This window comes from Desulfobacterales bacterium, from assembly GCA_030066985.1.
Classification (GTDB): domain Bacteria; phylum Desulfobacterota; class Desulfobacteria; order Desulfobacterales; family JAHEIW01; genus JAHEIW01.
In genome coordinates this window covers 39,547-62,889 of the sequence record JASJAN010000032.1, presented here as the reverse complement: position 1 = coordinate 62,889, position 23,343 = coordinate 39,547, and the positions used below count along the sequence as shown (strand labels likewise).

The 23,343-nt window shown below is 51.2% G+C and carries 16 protein-coding genes; 8 read left to right on the top strand and 8 right to left on the bottom strand.

Features of this window, described 5'->3' with window-relative positions:
• The first annotated feature begins 326 nt into the window (after nucleotides 1-326).
• The 4 genes from QNJ26_16280 (at nucleotide 327) to QNJ26_16265 (ending at nucleotide 5,140) form a co-directional block, all read left to right on the top strand.
• Nucleotides 327-2,210 carry an aldehyde ferredoxin oxidoreductase family protein gene (locus tag QNJ26_16280; GenBank protein MDJ0987100.1) on the top strand — a complete coding sequence of 628 codons (1,884 nt, stop codon included), beginning with the start codon at nucleotides 327-329 and terminating at the stop codon, nucleotides 2,208-2,210.
• 130 nt (nucleotides 2,211-2,340) lie between these two features.
• Complete coding sequence (locus QNJ26_16275) at nucleotides 2,341-3,807, top strand: trimethylamine methyltransferase family protein (protein ID MDJ0987099.1); 1,467 nt, start codon at nucleotides 2,341-2,343, stop codon at nucleotides 3,805-3,807.
• Nucleotides 3,808-4,098: 291 nt separating this feature from the next.
• The gene (locus QNJ26_16270) at nucleotides 4,099-4,491 is read left to right on the top strand and encodes a universal stress protein (GenBank protein ID MDJ0987098.1); all 393 of its coding nucleotides are present in this window, start codon (nucleotides 4,099-4,101) and stop codon (nucleotides 4,489-4,491) included.
• A 163-nt stretch (nucleotides 4,492-4,654) separates the two neighbouring features.
• Nucleotides 4,655-5,140: a dimethylsulfonioproprionate lyase family protein gene (locus QNJ26_16265; protein ID MDJ0987097.1), complete on the top strand. Its 486-nt coding sequence runs from the start codon at nucleotides 4,655-4,657 to the stop codon at nucleotides 5,138-5,140.
• A gap of 66 nt (nucleotides 5,141-5,206) precedes the next feature.
• On the opposite strand, the gene QNJ26_16260 is transcribed toward QNJ26_16265, so the two are convergent.
• The 4 genes from QNJ26_16260 to QNJ26_16245 form a co-directional block, all read right to left on the bottom strand.
• The gene (locus QNJ26_16260; GenBank protein ID MDJ0987096.1) at nucleotides 5,207-7,312 is read right to left on the bottom strand and encodes an ABC transporter ATP-binding protein; all 2,106 of its coding nucleotides are present in this window, start codon (nucleotides 7,310-7,312) and stop codon (nucleotides 5,207-5,209) included.
• Between the two features lie 14 nt (nucleotides 7,313-7,326).
• Nucleotides 7,327-8,223 carry an ABC transporter permease gene (locus tag QNJ26_16255; protein MDJ0987095.1) on the bottom strand — a complete coding sequence of 299 codons (897 nt, stop codon included), beginning with the start codon at nucleotides 8,221-8,223 and terminating at the stop codon, nucleotides 7,327-7,329.
• Between the two features lie 130 nt (nucleotides 8,224-8,353).
• The gene (locus tag QNJ26_16250; GenBank protein MDJ0987094.1) at nucleotides 8,354-9,289 is read right to left on the bottom strand and encodes an ABC transporter permease; all 936 of its coding nucleotides are present in this window, start codon (nucleotides 9,287-9,289) and stop codon (nucleotides 8,354-8,356) included.
• Nucleotides 9,290-9,541: 252 nt separating this feature from the next.
• Nucleotides 9,542-11,209 (bottom strand): ABC transporter substrate-binding protein, encoded by a 1,668-nt coding sequence (locus QNJ26_16245; GenBank protein ID MDJ0987093.1) that lies wholly within the window; start codon nucleotides 11,207-11,209, stop codon nucleotides 9,542-9,544.
• A gap of 647 nt (nucleotides 11,210-11,856) precedes the next feature.
• Here QNJ26_16245 and QNJ26_16240 point away from each other — a divergent pair.
• Nucleotides 11,857-12,432: a hypothetical protein gene (locus QNJ26_16240; GenBank protein MDJ0987092.1), complete on the top strand. Its 576-nt coding sequence runs from the start codon at nucleotides 11,857-11,859 to the stop codon at nucleotides 12,430-12,432.
• Nucleotides 12,433-12,484: 52 nt separating this feature from the next.
• On the opposite strand, the gene QNJ26_16235 is transcribed toward QNJ26_16240, so the two are convergent.
• Both QNJ26_16235 and QNJ26_16230 read right to left on the bottom strand, forming a co-directional pair.
• Nucleotides 12,485-13,936 (bottom strand): trimethylamine methyltransferase family protein, encoded by a 1,452-nt coding sequence (locus tag QNJ26_16235; protein ID MDJ0987091.1) that lies wholly within the window; start codon nucleotides 13,934-13,936, stop codon nucleotides 12,485-12,487.
• 143 nt (nucleotides 13,937-14,079) lie between these two features.
• Nucleotides 14,080-15,423: an MmgE/PrpD family protein gene (locus tag QNJ26_16230; GenBank protein ID MDJ0987090.1), complete on the bottom strand. Its 1,344-nt coding sequence runs from the start codon at nucleotides 15,421-15,423 to the stop codon at nucleotides 14,080-14,082.
• A gap of 453 nt (nucleotides 15,424-15,876) precedes the next feature.
• Here QNJ26_16230 and QNJ26_16225 point away from each other — a divergent pair, with 453 nt between their 5' ends.
• Nucleotides 15,877-16,590, top strand: coding sequence for an SDR family NAD(P)-dependent oxidoreductase (locus QNJ26_16225; GenBank protein MDJ0987089.1), 714 nt, complete (start codon nucleotides 15,877-15,879; stop codon nucleotides 16,588-16,590).
• Nucleotides 16,591-16,629: 39 nt separating this feature from the next.
• Here QNJ26_16225 and QNJ26_16220 read toward each other — a convergent pair whose 3' ends face one another.
• On the bottom strand, nucleotides 16,630-17,883 hold the full coding sequence (locus tag QNJ26_16220) for an MFS transporter (GenBank protein MDJ0987088.1): 1,254 nt from the start codon (nucleotides 17,881-17,883) through the stop codon (nucleotides 16,630-16,632).
• Between the two features lie 483 nt (nucleotides 17,884-18,366).
• Between QNJ26_16220 and tdh the strand changes: the two genes are divergently transcribed.
• On the top strand, nucleotides 18,367-19,413 hold the full coding sequence (gene tdh / locus QNJ26_16215) for an L-threonine 3-dehydrogenase (GenBank protein MDJ0987087.1): 1,047 nt from the start codon (nucleotides 18,367-18,369) through the stop codon (nucleotides 19,411-19,413).
• Nucleotides 19,414-19,611: 198 nt separating this feature from the next.
• A complete protein-coding gene (locus QNJ26_16210) occupies nucleotides 19,612-20,799 on the top strand; it encodes a glycine C-acetyltransferase (protein MDJ0987086.1) in 1,188 nt (395 codons plus the stop codon).
• Between the two features lie 59 nt (nucleotides 20,800-20,858).
• Here the strand turns inward: QNJ26_16210 and QNJ26_16205 are convergent, their stop codons facing one another.
• Nucleotides 20,859-23,279 carry an FAD-dependent oxidoreductase gene (locus QNJ26_16205; GenBank protein ID MDJ0987085.1) on the bottom strand — a complete coding sequence of 807 codons (2,421 nt, stop codon included), beginning with the start codon at nucleotides 23,277-23,279 and terminating at the stop codon, nucleotides 20,859-20,861.
• Between the last annotated feature and the right edge of the window lie 64 nt (nucleotides 23,280-23,343).

Genomic DNA, 23,343 nt, shown 5'->3' with positions numbered 1-23,343 from the left:
TATTTTCGGAATGTTGGCGTATGTGTTCATTGAATTATCGGCTAATAATGAATCAATTTTTTGAACACTTCATTACGCCATCACTCCAGTACTTACCTAATCAATAAAACCGGTCAGTCCAAGAAACCTTTTTAAGGTCTTTTTTAACTTATCTTTTTTTGAAGAAATTTATTGAGACAATCTGATTAAATGCCGAACTACTATTTAAGGCCAGGTGCGTATTCTTTCTTGACACGCATTTGGCAATTCTCTAAGAATAATTGTTTTATGCCGGATATATGGTGATCATCGGTAACTTTTGAACCGAAAGGCGCTTTATCTGATACATGAGCATATTGGGAAACACTCTGGAAGTTGATTTAACCGCCAAAACCTGGAAGCTTGCCGAATATCCACAGGATCTGGCCGGCAAGTATCTGGGCGGGCGCGGTTTCAATGTCCACGTGTTATACGATCAACTGCCGGCCGGCGTCGACCCGCGGGGCCCTGAAAATCTTTTGTTGATGTCTTGCGGTTTGCTGACCGGCACAGCGGCACCGTCGTCTGCCAGGCTCCATATAAATGCCCTCTCACCGCTCACCGGAATTTTAGGCAGTTCCAACATCGGCGGCAATTTCGGCCCCCGCTTGCGATCCAATGGCATCCAAAGCCTGATTTTACGGGGAAGGTCGAGCAGGCCTGTATACCTGTTGATTGACGGTGACAGCATCGAAATCCGCAATGCCAAATCCCTGTGGGGCCTGGATACATGGGAAACCGAGGAGCGCTTAAAAGCCAAGCTCGGCAGCCATAAAATAAGTGTGCTGACCATCGGACCGGGCGGGGAAAATGGTGCTTTGTTTGGCTGCATTATGTCCGATCGGGATCATGCGGCCGGACGAACCGGTATGGGTACCGTGATGGGATCCAAAAATTTGAAGGCCATTGTGGTCAAAAAACAAAGATCCCGCAATTTGTTTGATTCAAATGATCAATTTACTGAAGCCGTCCGACGCTATATCTGGCAAATTCAGAATTCACCCCATTATGCCGGCATCTCCAGACACGGCGGCGCCGGTTATGTCGAGTGGGCGGATGATCTGGGAATCCTGGCAACGCATAATTACCGGCAAAACACTTTCGAAGCCGCCGGCCAAATCGACGGCAAAAAATTAGAGGATCAGATCACCCGCAGACGCAGCTGCCATCGCTGCCCGGTTCACTGCAAGGCCGATATTAAATTTAAGCACGGCAAATATAAGGGGATGCGGGCGGTGCGCCCTGAATTTGAGCCCATGCTTTCGCTGGGGTCCAAGTGTGGCTTGCGCGACCTCGATACGCTCGTCTTTTTAGACAATCTGTGCTCGCGGCTGGGGCTTGACAATATTTCCGCCGGCAGTGTTATCGCTTTTGCCATGGATCTTTTCGAGCGGGGTATTATCTCGTTGAAGGATACCGGTGGACTTGATCTTGCCTGGGGCAATGGCGATGCCATGGAGACATTGATCCGGCAGATGGCTGCGGGTCGGGGTTTTGGCAAGATTCTGGCACAAGGTGTGCTTCGGGCAAGCCGCGTGATCGGGCGCGGGGCCGAGCATTACGCCCCCCACGTTAAAGGACTGGAAATGGCCGGCTACCACCCGGATAACATCATGGGAACGGCTTTGGGATATGCGGTTGCCAGCCGGGGAGCGGATTTTAATGATGTTTTTGCCACCCTGGAATACAAGTGGCTGCCGGACGAGCAATCCGAAGAGCTAGGCGCTCCCAAAGCGTCCGACCTCAAATCCATTCATGGTAAGGCCGAGCTGGTCAGAAGGTCCAGTATCATGGGTACGGTGCTGGACGGCCTGGGTCTGTGTAAGGTGCCGGCGCTGTGTCTGATCTGTGCCTATGATCTGGTGGGGGAGGCTGAGTTGACGGCCGCCATAACCGGCTGGCCGGTGGAAGCTTCCAAGCTAATTGTCAGTGGCGAAAGAATCGTCAATCTGGAACGATTGTTCAACCTCAGACACGGTGCCAGCGCAGCTGATGACCGGCTGCCCGACATGTTTTTTGAAAAAGACTACAACTCCGGTGAGGCGCCTTCCAAACCCCATGCCTGGATGGAACCCATGATTCAGGAATTTTACGATGTCATGGGCTGGAACGCTCAAGGTCAGCCGACGCCAGAGAAGCTGGCGGAACTGGGTATATATTCGCCTCAATACCATAAGCATTCTGCGGCCTAAAAGGGTTGAGCCGGCCTGCAATTGAATCCAAGACCTGTTTGCGGTGCTGCCGGCAGGTCAATGTTCTAACCACCACATTCTTTCCTTTTTAATTGATTAACGCAGCAGTTCAAAACTTAAGGAGGTTAAGATGATCCAGTCGTCCTTTAGAGATAACCGGTCTGTATTTTTCCGTGTTCTCAGTGATGACCAGATCTGGGAAATTCAACGCGCTGCCTTTGACATCCTGGAAAAGACCGGCGCCAAAGTGCTCCACAAAGGGGCCCGTAAAATGCTCAAGCAGGCCGGTGCCATGGTAAGGGGTGAAATTGTAAAAGTCCCCGAATATATTGTGCAGGAGTGCCTGGAAAAAGTTCCTAAGGGATTTACCATCTATGATCGGCAGGGACAGCGTGCCATGGAGGTCGAGGGGCGCAAAAGTTATTACGGCACCTCAACTGCCAGCCCGCGCACCAAAGACGCTTTGACCGGTGAGATCCATGAAACACGTGTCATTGACATTGCTCACGGCGCCCTCGTCGCTGATGCACTGGCCCATATCGACTGGGTGATGCCCATGGGTTCCAGCCAGGATGTCCCGGCCATTGCGGCCGATTTGCACGAGTTCGAAGCCGCGGTGACCCACACTACCAAGCCGATTGTTTTTATTGGATATTCAGCTCACGGCAGTGAGCTGGTGTACGAAATGGCTGCCGAGGTGGCTGGCGGTATGGATGCCCTGCGGGAAAAACCTTTTATGATATCATACCCGGAGCCTATCACACCACTGGTGTTTCCGGAGGAACCGGTGGATAAAATGTTTTTATCTGCCGATCTTTTTCTGCCCCAGGTTGTTGCCCCATCTCAGCAGTTAGGTGCTACAGCCCCAGTTACCCTGGCCGGCACAGTGGCACTGGCTGTTGCCGAAGGCCTGATGAGCCTGATCCTCATACAGCTGCGCAATCCTGGGACGCCTTATGTTATGGGATGCAATGTTTCCGGATTTGACATGGCCACCTCGACAATGAGCATTGCTGCACCTGAAATGAGTCTGGGTTTGGCCGCTCAGGCTGAGGTGGTTCAATCATTCGGGTTGCCCACCTGGGGCCTAGCCGGTTCCACCGATTCAAAAACCATTGATGCCCAGGCGGGCATTGAAAGCGCCTTTTCCATCCTGGCCCAGGGGTTGGCTGGTCTGAACCTGATTCACGATGTGGGCTATATGGATATGGGAATGATTTGCTCTGCGGAAATGCTCGTTTTAGGAGATGAAGTCATTGGAATGGCCAAGCGCTTTATTCGCGGTATCGACGTGTCCGTCGAAACATTGGCCCGCCATGTGATGGAAAAGGTCGGCCCGGGGGGGCATTTTCTGCAAGAGGATCACACCTACGAACACTTTCGCAAAGAGCTCTGGATACCGAGCCTGATGGCACGCCAACCCTATGATCTTTGGTGCGAGCAGGGTTCAAAAGATATGAGCCAGCGAGTGGCCGAAAGGGTCAAAAGCATCATAGAAACACACAAGGTGCCGCCCTTACCTGGCAAGACCCTGGCAAACCTTGAAAAGCTCAAGATCAAAGGCGAAAAAGAGCTGACTGAGGCGCATGCCGGCTAACACCTGCCGGTGGGATAAAATTGCGGCTGCCACTGACCAAGTCCGGCGGTTCCTGTATTCGATATACAATCAAACCTGTCTGCAATAAGCACGATGGGAAGTTGTGATATCAATTTTGCCCAACAGAATCACCCTGCTAATGACCAACAGGTCCATGCCCTATGAACTTGAAACCGAAAAGCTGAACACCTGATCGGATATCTTGACAGTTGTCCGGCGGTTTTATACACATGATAAGATATTAAACAGCATTTATCTTTTCCAAACGTGACTTTACGGAAGGAGGACAACATGAAGATTCTGGTGGCTTATGACGGCTCACAGGTGGCTGAAGATGCAGTCAAGGTGGCCCACAAACACGGGCAGGCATTTAAAGCCGACATTCATATTATCACTTCATTGGAACAAGGTCCTGATTTGAAAAAAGAAGATATCGATAAAGCTGAAAACAAGCTGGAAAAGCTAAAAGCGGCCTTTAAAGCGGATAATATCCCCTGTGTTACGCAAGCCATCGTCAGTGTCCGGTCGACTGGAGAAGACCTGGTCCAATTTGTAAAAGACAACGATGTGGATGAAATTATCATCGGCGTCAGAAGAAGATCAAAGGTTGGAAAATTGGTATTTGGCTCCACTGCTCAGTATGTTATCCTGGAAGCACCCTGCACGGTTGTGGCGGTCAAATAGAGACACAAAACCCACTGCCTACTAAGGTCGCAAATTTCTTACATTGTTAGTTGATCATCAAAACAACATCAAACTGCTTGTCACTGCGATTCGCAATTTATTTACAGGGTTTGACAACCCGCAGCTAAATTCCCTCCTGGCAGATTGGCCATCCGAAATTGTTGTGAAACGTTTTATTCGTCCGCGTTCTCTTCCTGTTCTTTCCTGGATGCCGGCGGCCGTCACAGCAGCCGAGAAGCAAACTGAGTTTATGGTTCGCATGCTTTACTCCTTGGCAAACCACCTGAATTGGGGGCAAACCTATGCAGCGCAGGATTGTGGTGCTGATTTTCTTGAGAGGTATGGTTGGACGGAGTTTATCGGCTTGCGGGGTCCCATCGCCAGTGATCGGATGGCCTGTGGCATTTTGTTTTTGGGACCTGAAATCAAATATCCGCGGCACAGCCATGAGGCGAGAGAAGTATACGTGCCCCTGACGGGGCCAACTTTGTGGCAGCGCGGAGATCAGGATTGGGACTATCGCGCCCCTGGCCAGCTCATTTTTCATGCACCCTGGGAGCCGCATGCCATGCGAACGGAGACCGCGCCTTTGTTGGCGATCTATCTTTGGCACGGGGGTAACCTGGTCCAGAAATCACGCATCGATTAGATGCGCTTGCAGCCGATTCGTCGCCGCCACTTGACGAAAATGATCGTAAAATGACCCCGTTGATCTTCAATGCCGCGCGTGGATCCGTTCGGAGTCATCCGGCACATGGATGACGGGCTCCACCTTTTTCAACTCTTCAATTGGAATATGACATTTGATGACGTGCCGATCCGTCACAACTTGCTCCGGCGGCGGATCATTATCACAAATATCGCCGATTTTCCGATGGCAGCGGGTGCAAAAAGGGCAGCCCTTGGGCGGATTCATGGCGCTGGGCAGGTTTCCCTCCAGTACGATCTCACGCTTGGTCACTTCAGGATCGGCTATCGGCACCGCCGATAACAGTGCCTCAGTATACGGGGAATAGGGTGGCGCGAAAATCTCCTCCGTAGTGCCTCTTTCAAGTATATGACCAAGATACATAACGACAATGCGATCCGACAGGTAGCGCACGACACTCAGATCATGGCTGATGAAAAGCAGCGTGGTTTTTTGTTCGCGCTGAATTTCCATCAGCAGTTCGGTTACAGCCGCCGCCACTGAAACGTCCAGGGCAGAAACCGGCTCATCGGCGATGACCATACTTGGGTTTCCGGCAAATGCCCGGGCGATACCGATACGCTGCTTCTGACCGCCCGACAGCTGCCGGGGTTTTCGGAAATAAAAATCCCTGGGCAGTTTGACCGTATCCAGCAGGGTCATGACGCGATCAAAAATTTTCTTTTTATCCTTCTCGACGCCAAATTTCTTGATCACCCGTGATATCTGGCCACCAATGCTGTGGCTGGGGTTCAAGGTGTCAAACGGATTTTGAAATACCATCTGCAGCGAACCGATCTGTTTTGCGCTGCGGTCCCGAACGGCTATTTCCGAAAGATCTTTGTCTCTGTGACGCACCTCGCCGTCAGTACCTTTCTCCAAACCCATCAGCACTTTGGCAAATGTTGATTTACCGCAGCCGGATTCGCCGACGATGGCGACGGTTTCACCCTCCCTGGCAGTAAAGTTCAACTCCTCATTTGCCTTGACATAACGAACGCGCTTGCCGCTAATCAGGGCCCGCAGCGAGCTGTCACGAACCTCGTAGTACTTCTTCATGTGATCGACTTCAAGCACCCGTTTACCGAGTTCAAGCGCTTCTTTGGCTTCACCACCCGGCGCCTCTAAGTGATGATCGATTTCCTTATAGCGTAAGCATCGCACGCGGTGGTCGGCGGCGCTATCGACAACATGCTCCATGGAGATATGTTCCTGGTCACACAACCCGGGCTTAAAATGATCACAGCGCGGATGGTAATAACAGCCCTGGGGCCGTTCGAAAGGCAGTGGGAGCTGGCCGCGAATCGGTTTCAACGGAGCAGCATTCTTGTCAGCTGTCGGCAGCGGAATGCATGCAAAAAGCCCATGGGTATATGGATGCCTTGGCCAGGTAAACAGCGAGTCAATGGTTCCTTCTTCGACGACTTCACCGGAATACATCACGAATACCCGATCACAGGTTTCCAGAATGAGCCCCAGGTTATGGGAGATATAGATCTGCGAAGTGCCGAACTTCTTGCTGATATCGGCCACCAGTTTGACGATGCCGGCCTCTACGGTAACATCCAGCGCGGTAGTGGGCTCATCCAGCAGTAACAGCGATGGGTTCGACAGAAGGCCCATGGCGATAACAACGCGTTGCTGCTGGCCACCCGATAGTTGATGCGGATATGAGTCCATAATCCGTTCGGGATCCGGCAGCTTGACATCCGCCAGCATCTGCACCGATCTTTGCCGCGCTTCATCCTTGGAAATATTTTCATGCGCCAGCGGCACCTCCATCAGCTGGGTGCTGATCTTGAGGCTTGGATTCAAAGAGGCAAAGGGCTCCTGATAAATCATCGCAATTTCTGATCCGCGAATACGGCGCAGCTCAGATTCCGACATCTGGTTTAGATCGCGGCCTTTAAAGGTGATACTGCCGCTTTTGATACCGCCGTTACCGCCCATGTACTGCATGACTGCCATGGCGACGGTGGATTTGCCGCAGCCCGATTCGCCGACAATGCCGATGGTTTCACCGGGCAGTACCGTCAGCGAAAAATCCACCACCGCCGGGATTTCTCCTGCCCGGGTATAGTAAGAGATGCTAAGGTCTTTGCAGATCAGTACCGGAGCTTGATCGTCATTCATAAATATTTTACCTCCTAATCACGCAAAGAGATTTCCCGCAGGCCGTCCGCCAGGAGATTAAACCCCAAAATCAAAGAGGAAATGGCGATACAGGGAAACAGCGTCATGTGTGGAAAGGCCATGGCCATCTGTCGGGTTTCATTTACCATGCCGCCCCAATCCGGGTCCGGTGGCGGCAGACCCAGGCCCAGAAAACCGAGCACACCGATGGTGATAATAACGTAACCCAGTCGCAGGCACGCATCGACGATCAGCGGGCCGCGTGCATTCGGTAGAATTTCGACCAGCATCACCTTCCAATCGGATTCGCCTCTGGTTTGCGCTGCTGCGACATAGTCACGATTGCGCAGATCCAGCACCAGGCCGCGCACAATACGCATGATTCCCGGTGAAGATGCAAACGTGATGGCAATAATGATATTAATCCCGGATGCGCCGATGACGGCAATGATGATAATATACAACACCAGCACCGGAAAGGAGAGAATGATATCAGCCAGGCGAGACAAAACATCATCTACCCAGCCGCGGCGATATCCGGCTAATAGCCCCATCAGAATACCCACCGTGTAAGCGGAAAGGGTTGCCAAGGGCGAATAGATTAATACCGTGCGCGAACCCCAGATAATACGGGATAAAATATCGCGACCAATATGATCGGTACCGAGCCAGAATGTGCCGCCTTTGGCCGCCACTACCCCCGGTTTGGCAAACGGCTGAATAGACGAGTTGGGGTCAAAGGGCGCCAGCGCCGGTGCCAGGATCGCCACCACTACCCAGAATAAAACGAGCAATGCTCCCGCCATGCCGACCCAGCTCTCCCGCAAGAGCCTAAAAGATTTCAGTGCTCGCCACAAAGCCGCACCGTATCCGGCAGAAGGCATTTGAGTTGTTGTTGCAGTCGTATTCATCATTTGTCTCCTTAGTGCTTCGACTCGTCATTACATGGACACATAAAAATTAACCCATCTAACACAATCGCTTGCTCAGCACTAAGCCCTGAGTAAGTAAATACGTCACCGTATTTACGCATTGATGGGCTTAGCTAAATCGGATGCGAGGATTGAGGAATGTGTAGCCAATATCGGCCAGGGTTTGGGTGGCCACCGCGACAAAAACCGCCACCATGGCGCACGCTTCCAGAAGGGCAATATCGTTGTTCAGAGAAGCCTCCAGAATCAGCGCACCAAATCCCTTGTAGGCAAAGAAGAATTCAACCACAATAACTCCGGACAGCAGCCAGTTGATTTGCAGCATGATGACCGTAAACGGCGCAATCAGAGCGTTACGCAATGCATGCTTGATAATCACCGATTTGTACGGCAACCCTTTTAGCACCGCTGTCCTTATGTACTGTGAGGTCATGACTTCCGCCATGGATGCCCGGGTCATGCGGGCGACATAGCCAAAATCATAGACCACCAGCACCATGACCGGCAGAACCAGCTGTCGCCAATCGAACCCGCCCGACATACTGCTGGTGCCCGGCAGCCATTTGAGACCGAAGACAAAAAGGGCCGAGAAAAATACCGCACTGGCAAATTCCGGTACGGAAGTGGTTAGAATCCCAAACACCGAAATGGTTCTATCCAGCATTGACCCCTCTCTCATTCCCGATAAAACACCTAACGTCAATGATAGCGGGATCATAATCGCAAACGTCCAGAATCCCAGTATAGCGGTGTTCCATAGCCGCGGCAGCATCACATCAGCGACTGGGCCTTTAAAGCGGATGGACTCCCCCAGGTTGCCGGTCGCAAAGTTGCCCAGCCACTTCACATAACGCAGCATGGCGGGCTGATTGTACCCGTGCTGCTCGCGCCACAGCTCGCGCTGCTCTTCGTTTGAAAATTGGCCCAGCACCCGCGCCGCGGGATCGCCCGTAAGTCCTGTCTCCAGCAGTATAAAAAGAATCAGCGAAACGACAATCATGGTAAAAATCATGAACCCAAAGCGTTTCAACACCAAGGTGACCATTTTTACCCCTCCTGATGCAATCCGGACCCAATTGAAAAAAAATTCAATTGGGAGTTATTCGTTATTTGTTATTGGTTAATGGCTTAAGAGCGATCATACAGCAGTTTAATATCAGGCCATCTTCAAGTCCGAACAACCATTAACCCTTAACGCCGCATTGAGCGATTTGCACTCTGTGCGGATTCTAATTTTCTGGGTGGAAAATAGGCCGGGGAGCGCCGCAGCACTCCCCATGCCCAAACGCACGCTTTTTTAGGCCAGAGAGACCTTATGAAAGCGATAATAGCGGGTCGGATGCATTTCAAAACCGACGACATTATCCCGGACCGCTGTGAATACGGCTCGGAAGAACGGCTGAACCATGATGGCGTCATCCTGCAAAATTTTCTGAACCTTCTCCATTTTGGCCCGCCGTTTTTCAACATCCAAGGTCGATTCCGCTTCGGTCAAAGCGGCATCCCACTTGGGGTTGGCATAGCTGGATTCATTCCAGGGCACACCGGTGCGGTAGGCCAGACCCAGCACCATTACGGCCAGCGGACGGTGGGTCCATGAGGTCAGGCTCAAGGGCGCCTTTGTCCAAATATCCCAGTATTTTGCCGATGGCATCACATTCATTTTAATGTTGATGCCGGCCTTGGCGGCGTCCTCCTTAAGCACGGCCACCGAATCCTGCTCCCAGACGCCGTCGGTATTTCCCACGGCGCATTCTAAATCGATGCCATTGGGGAAGCCCGCCTCGGCCAGCAGTTTTTTGGCGCCGGCGATGTCCTGCTTGAAGGCAGGCAGGGCAAAGTATTCGGGGTGTATCTTGGCAACATGATGGTGCTCGCCAATGATCCCCAAGCCACGGTGGGCGATGTCGAGCTGTCTCTTTGCATCGCAGGTTAACTGGACCGCTCGGCGCACGCGAGGATCGGTAAAGGGTTTCTCGGTGACCTTCATGCGAATGACCCCGGTCTGGGTCGATGGGATCGAGACAACCTTGATTCCCGGGATACTTTTGGCTGCATCCAGGGTTGTCAGATCAATATTGTAAATTCCGTCAACCTGTCTTGAAGCGATAGCCGCCAGATAGGCGCCGGCATCTTCGCCGAGGTCAACAAATCGAATTTCATCCAGAAAGACTTCACCGCCCCAATAGGGTTCTTTGCGTTTTTTCAAGACCGCCAGCTCACCGACCTTGAATGCACTCAGGGTGTAAGGACCTGTGCCAACCGGGTTCTTGGAGAGGTCTCCGCCTTCTTTTTCAAAATTGCGATGCACAATTCCGGTGGGATAGTTGTAAAGGTTTTCAGGAATTGACAGCACCGGCGATTTCAGGTTGATTTGGACCGTATGATTGTCAACTTTCTGAACCGCGTTTTTGATCATACGCTTGACCGGATTGCCTTTTTGATCTACCTCTCCGCTTTCTTCGAGCATGGCATCGAAAAGGCCCAGGTTGGATGATCCGGTTTTGGGGTCAAGCCAGCGGGTAAAATTAAATACGACGTCATCGGCATTGAAGTCATCGCCATTTGACCACTTAACCCCCTTACGTAAATTGAAGGTCCAGGTTTTCAAATCGTCAGATGCCTTCCAGCTTTCAGCCAAATAGGGTCGCGTAATGTTATCCGGCCCGGTCAAAACCATGTACTCGATAATATGGCGCGCAACCACGGATTTCTGGGTCCATGAATAGGTCGCCGGGTCGGCCATTTCCTGGACCTGCATGCCAAATGTTAAAACACCTCCCTTTTTCTGCTTGGCAGCAAACACTTTGCTCGGCCATGTTATTCCGGCCAATTGACTCGCTGCACCCACAGACATCCCCAGCAACGTGGCATATCTCAAAAATTGACGCCGCGTGATTTTGCCCTTGTCCATATCGATCTTAAAATCGTGAATGGCAGGGTGAACTGTTTCAATGTCTTTCATTACATCCTCCTTTCATGACGTGCATAGGTTGGAAAACGATGAGCAAGGTATTCAAATCCAGTCGATACGATTTTTCTTATGATATAAATAGGATAAAGGAACGATTGCGTGCCCAAAGCACTATTGAAGTTCGGATTTTGGCCGTTTTTAAGTTATGGTGAATTATTATTTGCTTTTCAGCTTGATAACAATTCCAACTTTTGGAGGTGCTTTTTAACTCTGGGGAGATGGTAAAATCGAAAATAAATAAATTATATTCAAAAAATAAATATTTTCCACCATAGAGAATCATCTTAGTACTGTCAAGGTCTAATCTGCCGACAGTCATGCTTGGGAATATATTGCTTATAATGGTGGTGCGACAAGCTCTGAGATATTAAATGGATGCCGTTGACATGATTTTCATGAATTTTCAGATGTTTATCGCCGTAAAATTAAAAGCTGGCTCTAAATGCCTGTAGCCTAATTTTTAGATCGTTCATGGGGGATCTGGTGCAGATGCCACGCTGCCAATTGTGTTTTTGGTAATTTAGTATTATGCTGAGACTAAATATAATCAATATCCTATATCTCGCAGAGCTGCTGCAATTTCTGATTCTGCTGAGGCACCAAAATATCTAACATATCTACGATATGAGATCGCCTTCATGCAAAAATCGCCGCTAATGAAAACGATTGCGCTTGCCGCTATCATTTTTTGTCTTGGCGCTTCCCATGCACCTGATCGCCATAGCTGTTTCCCCAATGCCTGCGGGGGCAAGGGCCAGTATTGCCAAGCGCCGTCACTTAAAATCTGGCACCAATTTTGTGAAAGTACCGGCATGACCGTTAGACCGGCTTCCGGTGTTTACAGCGGAACGTGCTTTCATGAAGCGCCGAATAGAGATCCCTATTACCCGCATCATGGTGTCGTTTTGATCGATAACGTAAATGGCAAGCATCATTTTGGCGGCGAGTTTTCATTTTTTGCAAAAGAAAACCCTTATAAAAATGTAGATGTCATGGCCGCAAAAATGATGATGCCTTGGTTTTATGGGGATGATCATGAAATTATGTGGCATGAAAATTATGCGCGGATCTTGCTCAATTCTGAGCGGGATACCTACGGAAACGTAAATTATTTTTTTAAAAACAACTATGAGGATGATGACATCCTGCTGCTGATCGGTTATTGGAAAGGCGCAGGCTACCGTGTTTTTTGTGAGTTAAAGATGAATGAGTAGCGTCCAGCCCATCCAGGCCGCCCTCCCATAGCGGATCTAGGGGTGCAGAGGGCTACAGGAAGATATTAAAATCGCTTCGAATATCCTTCTCGATATCGGGATCGATTTTGGGATCCACAGGCTTATCGAGGATGACGCGCGCCATGGCCCGCGCCCGCTCGCGAGCTGAAAGACGGCCGTTTTCGATCCATGCTTCCCGCCCGGCCTTGTCGCTGACCCCGTTGCCCTGAAAATACTCAGAGCGCAAATGCTGAAAGGTATGGTCGGACAACAGGTAGTTGCCACCCGGGCCCACGTCGCGGATGGCTTCAAAGGCCAGGTGGTCCGCGCCCGTTGAAATACCCTCCAGGATTTTACAGGCCTGGCCAATGATCTCGTCATCGATCACATACTGTTCGTAAGCGATACACTGCATCGATTCCAGCATACCGGCAGCGTGGTGGATCCAGTTATTTCCGCCCATGGCCGCCAAACCGGTAGTGAAGCCTTTTTCCCAGCCGGCCTGGGCGTCAGGGATTTTGGCGTCAGAACAACCTGAGGTGGCGTAATTGGGCACATCGATTCTTTGACTGAGCTGATGGATTGCCGTTTGCATCATACCGCATTCAACCGCACCTCCCTGGTACCCCATGGTGTGCATTTCCGCCAGAGCTGGCAGTCCACCATAAAGCACGGGAGCGCCCGGCCGGGTCAGCTGATGCACGGTAATCCCGGCCATTACCTCGGCGTGGGTTTGCAGTAAGGTGCCAGCCATGGTCATCGGTGCAGTGGAGCCGCTCATGGGTGCACTGGTAACGGTCGTAAGCACATTGAGTTCTGCAGCGGTGCGCACGTTAGCAGTGGACTGGGTGCAAAACTTCAACGGACTGATAATCATGCAGGCGGCGATCGAAAAGAGCGGTCTGGCATCAAGCGCATCTTTTCCGCCGGCGATTCTGGTGACCATACGGTAGGTATCCCGCAGGCCCTGTTCGCAGCTGCACCCGAACATAATATGCTTGCGGGTGCCCATCATAGCGGCAAAAGCGATGTTAATATCATAATCCTCATGAGGTACATCGTTGGGTGCGCAACAGTTCTGAAAAAAATGGATGTGTTTCATTTCCTCCACGATGCGCGCCACATTGTGGATGTCCTGAAGCACGCTCTGTCGCACTTCGCCGGTATCCAGGTCCAGGACTTTCACTGTGGTGCCTCCGGTTCCAGCATAGACGCGGTCCTTGCCCAGATGAAGATCGTTTTTGTCGTCCCGGCTGTATAAAATAATCTCTCCCGGGGCTTGAGCCACCATTTCCTCGACCAGCCGCGGTGGGAAAAAAATCCGCATGGCCGCCGGATCTACCCTGCAGCCGGCGCGCTTTACCAGCTCGAGCATCTCGTCCTGACCGCTTTCATATGCCATGCCGACCTCTTCTATCAGGCGCAAAGCCTCACTGTGAATCAGCTCCACCTGTTCGGAATTAAGCGGTTTATAGATGCCGCCTGTCATGCCGCCACTTTTCATTTGACCTCCTTCAGGCATCTCGGCAAGATCAATTTCAGCTATCAAGTACAAAAGTCAGGCTCATCTTGCCTCTATGCCGTCTTTTATTCGATTTTCATCCAGAAAGATTAATATCACCAGCACCTAAATTGCCCGTGTCATGTTTAGCGGGTTTTAGCTGTGGCCAGATCCACCAGGCGGGCCGCGCTGGGCGCCTGCTCCAGATGCCAAACCAACTCCTGTAGCGCCCGTGCGCTACCGCGGTCCAGAACCGGTTCCGTCACCATTTGGAATTTTTCAATAAGGTCCTGATCGGTGGGCCGATCAGCCGGAACGCCCCAGCGGGCATCCACCACACCGGAGTCGAAAATGCGACCGTCAGTGGTTGTAATTTGTACCCGGGCCTGGCGATTGGCAGGGTATCCCTTTTGGATCTTTGAATCTTCCACCGGATCAATCTTGGCCATGAAAGCCAGGATTTGCGGATCAGCAATCGTCGGAGGCGTCACTTCCTGGGGTCCGACCTTTCCTTTGAGTATCGCGCAAGCCAGGCCGTATGCCAGATTATACTGCGCCTCCTCAGTATCGCGTGGTGCTGCGCAGGAAAGCTGGGTGGCATCCCGGAAAGAGTGTACTTTGATCCGGTCAATCTGCTCCGATGCAAGACCGTGATCTCTAATCAATGCCAAGGCACCGGCAATTGGCGGGTGCACCCAAAAACAACACGCGTAGGGTTTGTGATACAAGTCCATTATGAGCCAGTCTTTGCCAAGCCCAGCCGTCAGCTCGGGTCCAGGCCCGTCGGCAAAGATAGGCTGGACGCCGGAAAATCCCCTGCCGGCCATCAAGATAGAACTCATGGCGACCATGGCCCCCCAGCCGATGCTATCCTTGGTCATCGCGGCCACCTCGATACCCTTCATCATCGGCGCGATGGGCGCGAAATATTCGGCGATTCCCATCGCAGACCGGAGTTGTTCGTGATCCAAGCCCAGCATCTTGCCGCCGGCCGCCGCTCCGCCGATGGCACCCCAGCTGCCGGTAGAATGGTAGGTGGTATAGGTGGCATGGCGAATGATTGCGGCCCGGATGGCCAGCTCGTAGCCGGCTACCAATGCCACCAGAAAGTCCCGACCATCCGCTCCAGTTGCCAGTTCCGACGAAGCCAGGAGCACCGGAAGCAGTGCTGCACCGGGGTGCCCTTTGGCCAGGTTGTAGCCGTCGTCCATATCCAGGCCATTGGCGGCAATCCCGTTGGCCAGGGCCGCACCAACAGCAGACACCTTCTTTCCGGTAGACAGCACCGTACAGGCCTCTTCCGGATTGTGAGCAGCCAATTGATCCTGTACAAATGCATGGGTGATCTGCGAGGCAGGTATTTTGCCGCCTGCAACGAGAACGCCCAGGTTATCCAAAAGTGCCCTTTTGCTTTGATGTTGAATGGCTTCCGGCAGGTCGTGCCATTTTGTGTCCAGCAGAAATTCGATGACGCGCTCGTTGCGGTCCATATAACGCTCCTCCCGGTCCTAAGGTCTCAATAGCGTATGCAGCAGTGATGGTTTTTTATAATATGCGCGCTTTAGCCGGGCAGGATGGGGCTGCAAGCTGTGCACGCGTTGTCCTATGCATTGCATTGGCAATGAGCGGTGGCAACAGGGCAACGGCAGGTTATTACTTCAATAACAATAAAGTTGGAATAGATTATATCGGAGCAAATTTGCCTGTCAATAAAGAGATCGGTCTTGCGAATAAAAAAGTTTTTAACCTATGTCCAAATCTTTAGCCCACCTTAAATTCTTCTTAATCTCTACTGAATGTGCCTTGAACACCATTATAAAGCGCACTATTGTAAAATATTGAAGATATGCATTTGAAGGATGCACATTAGAATATGGCAATTCCCTTAGCAGATAGCAAAAGTTTCACTTCCCCCTTTAACTTTAATAAATGAAAGTATCGATATGAAAACCCGCATTGCATTAATTACCGGTGTGGGCAGAGGGCTGGGCTTCGAGCTGACTCGAGAATATTGCCGATTGGGTTGGCGTGTCTTTGGCGTCTTTCGTAATGAAGCTGACGGTCCACGGCTAGCATCGACATTCGGCGAGGCTTTCGTTCCCATCCTGGCAGATCTTCACGATGATTCGGCTGTAAAAAAGATCCGATCTAGCCTCGAGAAGCAAACCGATTACCTATCTCTTCTGATTAATAACGCTGGAATTGCAGGCACGGGTCATTCCATTGAAGAGGCGTCGTGCAGCGAGATTAAAGAATTATTTGAAGTGCACTGCTGCGGAGCGATTCGATGTCTGCAGGCAGCCCTTCCTTTTCTGACAAAAGCTGAGCTTCCAACGGTCGTCAACGTGAGCAGTCGGGTGGGGTCTATTTACAAAGTGTCATCCGGTGATTTTGATCATCTTCCGCTTTCTTATAGTATTCGGATAGCAAAGGCGGCCCAGAATATGCTAAGTGCTACCATCTATCGGGAACTCAGAGAAAGCGGTATCGCTGTGTTTGCGATCCACCCCGGAAGAATCCAAACACGGATGGGCAGCCCGGATGCCGATTTGACCGCAGAGCAGGCAGCGAAGATATTTGTCGGCTGGTTACCAAAAATCAGGCAGGAACGAGACTTCGGGTATTTCGAGGCTGGCGCAGAAGAGCTGCCGTTTTAGCAAGGTCACATCGGCGATAACCGCAGCTCATGTGTGAGGTTATATACCTTCATCTGCTTCGGCATCTGTCCGGGGATCCAGCACCATCGCCATTGATGACGTGTTTTTCATGGGCGCAAAATTAACCTGCTCCGCCGGCTGAATAATTGTGACCCTTTCCTTGTATTTTAAATAAAGGGAAACCAAGGCAAATGTCCCGGTGACCAGCGACCAGTATACAAACAATCCGTAAGGTGTGTCTAATAGCGTCATGGTGATAGATGCCAGTACAGGGCCGAAAATGGCGCCAATGCTAAAACAGAGCAAAAGTGCCGAACTGATGGACACCGCGTCTTTGCCCTCAAAGACATCATTTGCGCGGGCGACTGCCAGCGGATAGACGGCAAATATCAGGCCGCCGAAAATGGCCATTTTAAAAAGAAGCCAGGCGTAAGAAATTCCGCTGTTCATCACCATGCTTAGACTGAGCAATGCCACAAAGCCTGTGATAATGCTCAAAACGAGTGTGCGGTCGAATCGGTCCGAGATAATGCCGATCATCCATTGCACAGCAAAACCACCGATGACCGTTGTTGACATGAACCATGACAATTGAAAAACTGATAAACCGATTTTCGTTCCGAAAACTGGGGCCATCGAAAAAAATGCGCTGTTGACCAGACCGGCCGCAAAACACCCCAGCATCCCGAGAGGGACTTTATGAAAAAGCGCCCGGAAAGTGTATCGCGTGGGCTGTGGTAATTCAGGGTGCACGGATCGCGTTGTAGACACTGGGATTAGGCTTAAGGAGAAAAGAAGCGCTGCAATCCAAAACAATTGCTGGCCGCTGTCATTCCCCAAGTTGAGCAATTGCTGTCCGATTCCGATTCCCATATAGGCTAAGGTCATATAGATGGAAAAGACACGTCCCCGGGTCTGGCTCTGGCTGCATTCGTTCAACCAGCTCTCAACAACCATAAATAAACCGAAAATGGTAATCCCGTTAATAAATCTAAGCATCGCCCAAAAAATAGCGGACATATAAAGCCCGTGCAGGATAATGATGATGGTGGTGGCAGCCGCAAATACGGCAAAGGATCGGATGTGTCCTACCCGCTGAATGAGGCGATGGCATAAAAAATAACCTGTCATCAAACCCAGAAAGTAACATGCCAGCGTAATGCCAATTGTCAGGGTTGAAAATCCTTCCTGGGTCATGCGCAGGCTAAGCTGGGTGCTCAATACCGCACTGCCCATCAAAAAAAACAGGGCGGATGCAAAGAGGGCCCCGAAGGCAAGAAGTGTTGATACCATGCGGTTTATCTTTCTCTATGATTGCCATAAGACCTTATCGGCAATATTGATAAAGCCGCATGGTATTAATGTGTTTGATCTTAAAAATCAACTAAAAAAGCAACCATTACGAACCCGGCTGGTTCTTCATGGTGTGGTTTTTCCAACACTGCTTGACCCTTGTTTTCTACACCGCAGGAGTGCTATGGTTGATACATCATATAGATTTAAAGGCACCTTAAAATTAGATAGTGTAGACTATATTTTTAATTTGAAACGCTCAATTTAGGGTCCTAATTTGAGCGCTTGTCGAGGTTGCCGCAGCTACACGGCAGATGCCGTTTCGCTATAGTTTTCTATGCGGGACGGCATCTAACACAGTAGATGCGGTAAGATCGGCAAGCCCGCAGGGTTTCAAAATGAAAATATTTAATTTGACAGGATTCCTTTTAGAAAAATAGCTTTATTTTTATTTTGAAACGCTCAATTTAGGCGGAGGTAAATATGGCTGCCCAAATGGACGCTCTGGTAAAGTCAAAGTCCGAACCGGGGCTCTGGCTGGAAAAAGTGCCCGTTCCGGAGATCGGCATCAACGATGTGCTCGTAAAGATCCACAAAACCGCGATCTGCGGCACGGATGTGCACATTTATAACTGGAACGAATGGGCCCAAAAGACCATTCCGGTGCCCATGCCGGTGGGCCATGAATTTGTGGGTTGGGTGGCTGAGGTCGGTGACAACGTTCATGATTTTAAGCCTGGTGATCTGGTTTCCGGTGAGGGGCATCTGGTTTGCGGTCGATGCCGCAACTGTCTGGCGGGCCGACGCCATTTGTGCATGCGCACCAGCGGTGTCGGGGTCAACCGCCCCGGCGCCTATGCCGAATATTTAAGCATCCCGGTCACCAATCTCTGGTATTGCGACACTGTCATTCCAACCGACATCCTCACCTGTTTTGATCCGCTGGGCAATGCCACTCACACCGCGCTTTCTTTTGATGTGCTCGGGGAAGATGTTCTCATTACCGGTGCCGGCCCCATCGGCTGCATGGCAGCTGCTATTGCCAAACATGCCGGCGCCCGCTATGTGGTGGTGACCGATGTGATTCCCTACCGGTTGAAACTGGCCAAACAAATGGGCGCCACCCTGGCACTGGATGTGCGCAAACAAACGATTGAAGATGCCCAGCAGAAACTGGGAATGAAGGAGGGCTTTGATGTCGGTATGGAGATGTCGGGCAATCCGGATGCGCTGCGGTCGATGTTGGCCAATATGTGCCACGGCGCCAAGGTTGCCATACTGGGGCTTTTGCCTGCGGATACTCTCATTGACTGGGACCTGATCATTTTCAACGGTCTGACCCTTAAAGGGATTTACGGCCGCGAGATGTATGAAACCTGGTATAAAATGACCGCCATGATCCAAACGGGCCTGGATATCAGCCAGGTGATCACCCACCGCTTTGATTATACCGAATATGAAAAAGCCTTTAAGGTGATGCGTTCGGGCAAGTCGGGTAAGGTGATCTTAAATTGGTCAAATGAAGAGTGACTAGAGTGAACTAAAGTAGGAAGTGACTAAAGTTATGGTGTCGCTGCACTCCATCATTTTATTAAAACGGATAGAATTCCTTAACTTTAGTCACTTTAGCTCACTTTAGGCATTTTAGGCACTTGCTTACTCAACCCTTGAAGCAAATATGAAATGGTGAACGGTTTAAATCCTTAATAATATATAAGGAGAGGCAGTATGTATGGGAATATGAAGGAGCATTTGATCAACGAGCTGGCGCAGATTCGTGACAGCGGCCTGTACAAAGACGAACGCGTCATTGCCGGGCGTCAGGGCGCCAACGTGCAGCTGGCTGATGGCCGGCAGGTGATCAACCTGTGTGCTAATAATTATCTGGGCTTATCGGGCACCCAGGAACTTGTGGATGCTTCCAAAGCAGGCTTAGAGCAGTGGGGCTATGGTTTGTCCTCAGTGCGTTTTATCTGCGGCACCCAGCAACTGCACAAACAGCTGGAGCAAAAAGTATCTGAATTTCTGGGCACCGATGACACGATCCTGTATTCTTCGTGTTTTGATGCCAATGCCGGTCTTTTTGAAACCCTGCTGGGCCCCGAGGACGCGGTTATTTCCGATGAGCTCAATCATGCCAGCATTATCGACGGCATCCGGTTGTGTAAAGCCGCCCGCTACCGTTATAAAAACAACGATATGACCGATCTGGAGGCCAAGCTCAAAGAAGCACAGGATGCCCGTTTTCGTTTAATTGCCACCGACGGGTCCTTTTCAATGGATGGCATCGTTGCGGATTTGAAAGGGGTCTGCGATCTGGCTGACCGTTACGACGCGCTGGTGATGGTGGACGATTCGCACTCGACCGGTTTTATCGGCAAGACCGGCCGCGGCACCCCCGAATACCACGGCGTCATGGAGCGGGTGGATATCATCACCTCGACATTCGGCAAGGCGCTAGGCGGGGCCTCGGGAGGATTTACTTCCGGACGCCAAGAAATTATCGATATGCTGCGGCAGCGCTCGCGGCCCTATCTTTTTTCCAATACCCTGGCCCCCGGCGTGGCCGCCGCGGTCTTTAAAGCCCTGGAAACGCTGAGCGCTTCAACGGAACTGCGCGATCGGCTGGAGCGTAACACCACCTATTTTCGAGAGGGGATGACCAAAGCCGGGTTCAAGATTAACCCGGGAGGTCATCCGATCGTACCGATTATGCTGGGGGATGCCAAAGTGGCGGTGCAAATGGCCGATGCCATGCTGGCTGAAGGTGTTTACGTAATCGCTTTTTCGTATCCGGTGGTGCCCAAAGGCAAGGCCCGCATCCGGGTTCAGATTTCCGCCGCCCTGACCACCGCCGAATTGGATACGGCCATCGCAGCGTTCACTAAAATAGGGCAACAATTAGGGGTCATCTAAAGCCAAGCTATCCCCCAAAATGTAGTTTCCCGGCGGAGGCGCGAGCAACGAGCCGAGACTTAGCCTTTCAGGCGCTCGTTTTCAGGATCGTAATACGGCTTCTGAACCACTTCGGCCGAATACCGCTCACCAAGGATCAATACCTCAAATCTGGTTCCGGGCTTGGAAAGATTTGATTTCACATAGGCCATCGCCAGACTTTTTTGCACCGTATGCCCGTAACCGCCCGATGTGATCCTGCCGACAATTTCGTTTTCGTGAAAAACCGGCTCATCTCCAATGGCATCCGCATCGTCAGCATCTACGGTCATCAACACCAGCTGTTCGGCAATACCTTTATCTTTTTGCTCAATTAACGCCTGCCTTCCCAGGAAGTTACCCTTATCAAAATTGACAAATCGTTCCAGACCGGCTTCCAAAGGGGTGCGTTCTGAACTCAACTCTCCTCCAAGGGTGCAATACCCTTTTTCAAGTCGAAGAGACATCATGGACCTCAGACCAAAATCCGCGATGCCGTGTGCCTCTCCGGCCCGCATCAGGGCATCATATATTTCGCGCTGATGTTCAACGGGATGGTAAAGCTCCCAGCCTAGCTCTCCGGTAAATCCGATTCGCATCGCCATCACTGGAGAGAAGTTTATAAAGATCTTCTGCATGGTGGCAAAAGGGAACGACTTGGTGCTTAAATCCGCATCGGTGAGTTGCGACAATACCTCTCTTGAGTTAGGACCGGCGATAACAAGTGTTCCGTATCGATATGTCATATTCTCGATGGTCACACTGCCGTCTGTTGGCATGAGCCCCATCATCCAGTCAAGGTCATGCCGTTCGGCTGCAGCGGCGGCAACGACAAAAAACCTTTCTTCGGCTATTTTTGTGACCGTGACATCGCATTTTGTAAAGCCCTTTTTATTGAGCATGCAGGAAACCGCAATCTTTCCGGTTTTAACGGGAACCTTGTTGGCGCAGATGTAATTCAGGAAAGATTCCGCGCCGGGGCCGGATACCTCGAATTTGGCAAAACCACTCAGATCGAGGACACCCACCTGCTCCCGTACCACTCCGCACTCCTTGCCCACAGGATCATGCCAATTGGTTCGTTTGAAACTGTTTTCATCGACCGGGTCCATACCTTCGGGGGCAAACCAGGCCGGCCGTTCCCATCCATAAGTCTGGCTGAAACAGGCACCTTTGTCTTTTAAAGTGTCGTACACCGGTGTGGTTTTGGCCTTTCTGGCGGCAAACCGGATTTCATCCGGATACTCAATGGCGTACATCATCCGGTAGGATTCCATTATTTTTTCATGGGCCCAGTACCGGTTGGCATAATCTCCGTAGCGGCGCCCATCAGCTGCGGAAAGATCTATGCTGGGTTCACCCTCGATAACCCATTCAGCCGTGTGCAGACCATAGGCGGCGCACTGGGTGATGCCGAAGCAATGCCCGCAATTGAGATAAAAGTTCCGCACCCCAAAGGCGGGTCCCAGCAAAGGTCCGCCATCCGGAGTGTAGGTGATGGGCCCATTGACCTCCTCTTTGACGCCGCAGTCGCTCATGGCTGGCACACGTTCTATGGCCCCCTTTATAATCGATGCGATCCGATCGAGATCCGGTGTCAGAGCTTGGGAAGCATAATCCATGGGCACACCATCCGGATACCATGATTTGGGTTCCTCTTCATAGGGTCCGATCAGAAGCCCCATTGCCTCCTGGCGCATATAGTAGGACGTATCGGGGTCACGGAGCAGGGGCAGCTGCCTGCCGGATTCAACCAGCTCCGGAACGTCGTCAAACAGAATATGTTGATGCTCCATTGCAATCACAGGCAGGTAAAGCCCGACCATGGCACCTATGATGGGTGTCCACAAACCGGCTGCATTGACGATGATCTCGCAGGTGATGTCGCCTTTTTCCGTATGAACCACCCATTCCCCGGAGGGTGTCTGAGATATATCCATGACCGGATTGAATGTATATATTTCAGCGCCCCGCTGGCGCGCGCCTTTCGCCAGTGCATGGGTGACACTGGCCGGATCCACGTGGCCGTCATTAGGGTGAAATAGACCGCCGACAATACCGCTCGTCTGGATGAGTGGATAGATTTTTTTCATCTCTTCGGGGCCGACCAGCGCCGATTCGATACCCAGCATTTTATCTTTTCCGGCCACATGTTTGTATTCCGAAAAACGATCTTCACGGAGAGCGATGCGCAAACTGCCGGTGGTATGCCAGTCAACCGGCTGCCCGGTCTCCTCTTCCAGCGTTTGATAGAGCCGTACCGCGTAATCGTTAATTTTAGTTGAATTGAAAGAGCGGTGATAATGTGGCACATTGCCCGCAGCCATCCATGTAGATCCCGATGTCAGTTCATTTTTTTCAACCAGTATCACATCGGACCATCCCAGTTTTGTCAGGTGGTATAAGGTGCTGCAGCCGGCAATGCCTCCCCCAATGACGACGACGCGCGCGTGGTTTTTCATCTCTTTACCTCCTTGTGAAGTTCTTGTTAACCTCGATGGTTGTCTACATTTTTGTTTAGCAGAA

Excerpts from the sequence above, each read along its gene's own strand:
- QNJ26_16270 (MDJ0987098.1), top strand. The coding sequence starts at position 4,099 with ATGAAGATTCTGGTGGCTTATGACGGCTCACAGGTGGCTGAAGATGCA.
- QNJ26_16235 (MDJ0987091.1), bottom strand. The coding sequence starts at position 13,936 with ATGAAAAGTGGCGGCATGACAGGCGGCATCTATAAACCGCTTAATTCC.
- QNJ26_16245 (MDJ0987093.1), bottom strand. The coding sequence starts at position 11,209 with ATGAAAGACATTGAAACAGTTCACCCTGCCATTCACGATTTTAAGATC.
- tdh (MDJ0987087.1), top strand. The coding sequence starts at position 18,367 with ATGGCTGCCCAAATGGACGCTCTGGTAAAGTCAAAGTCCGAACCGGGG.
- QNJ26_16225 (MDJ0987089.1), top strand. The coding sequence starts at position 15,877 with ATGAAAACCCGCATTGCATTAATTACCGGTGTGGGCAGAGGGCTGGGC.
- QNJ26_16255 (MDJ0987095.1), bottom strand. The coding sequence starts at position 8,223 with ATGAATACGACTGCAACAACAACTCAAATGCCTTCTGCCGGATACGGT.
- QNJ26_16230 (MDJ0987090.1), bottom strand. The coding sequence starts at position 15,423 with ATGGACCGCAACGAGCGCGTCATCGAATTTCTGCTGGACACAAAATGG.
- QNJ26_16210 (MDJ0987086.1), top strand. The coding sequence starts at position 19,612 with ATGTATGGGAATATGAAGGAGCATTTGATCAACGAGCTGGCGCAGATT.
- QNJ26_16205 (MDJ0987085.1), bottom strand. The coding sequence starts at position 23,279 with ATGAAAAACCACGCGCGCGTCGTCGTCATTGGGGGAGGCATTGCCGGC.
- QNJ26_16250 (MDJ0987094.1), bottom strand. The coding sequence starts at position 9,289 with ATGGTCACCTTGGTGTTGAAACGCTTTGGGTTCATGATTTTTACCATG.
- QNJ26_16260 (MDJ0987096.1), bottom strand. The coding sequence starts at position 7,312 with ATGAATGACGATCAAGCTCCGGTACTGATCTGCAAAGACCTTAGCATC.
- QNJ26_16280 (MDJ0987100.1), top strand. The coding sequence starts at position 327 with ATGAGCATATTGGGAAACACTCTGGAAGTTGATTTAACCGCCAAAACC.
- QNJ26_16220 (MDJ0987088.1), bottom strand. The coding sequence starts at position 17,883 with ATGGTATCAACACTTCTTGCCTTCGGGGCCCTCTTTGCATCCGCCCTG.
- QNJ26_16275 (MDJ0987099.1), top strand. The coding sequence starts at position 2,341 with ATGATCCAGTCGTCCTTTAGAGATAACCGGTCTGTATTTTTCCGTGTT.
- QNJ26_16240 (MDJ0987092.1), top strand. The coding sequence starts at position 11,857 with ATGCAAAAATCGCCGCTAATGAAAACGATTGCGCTTGCCGCTATCATT.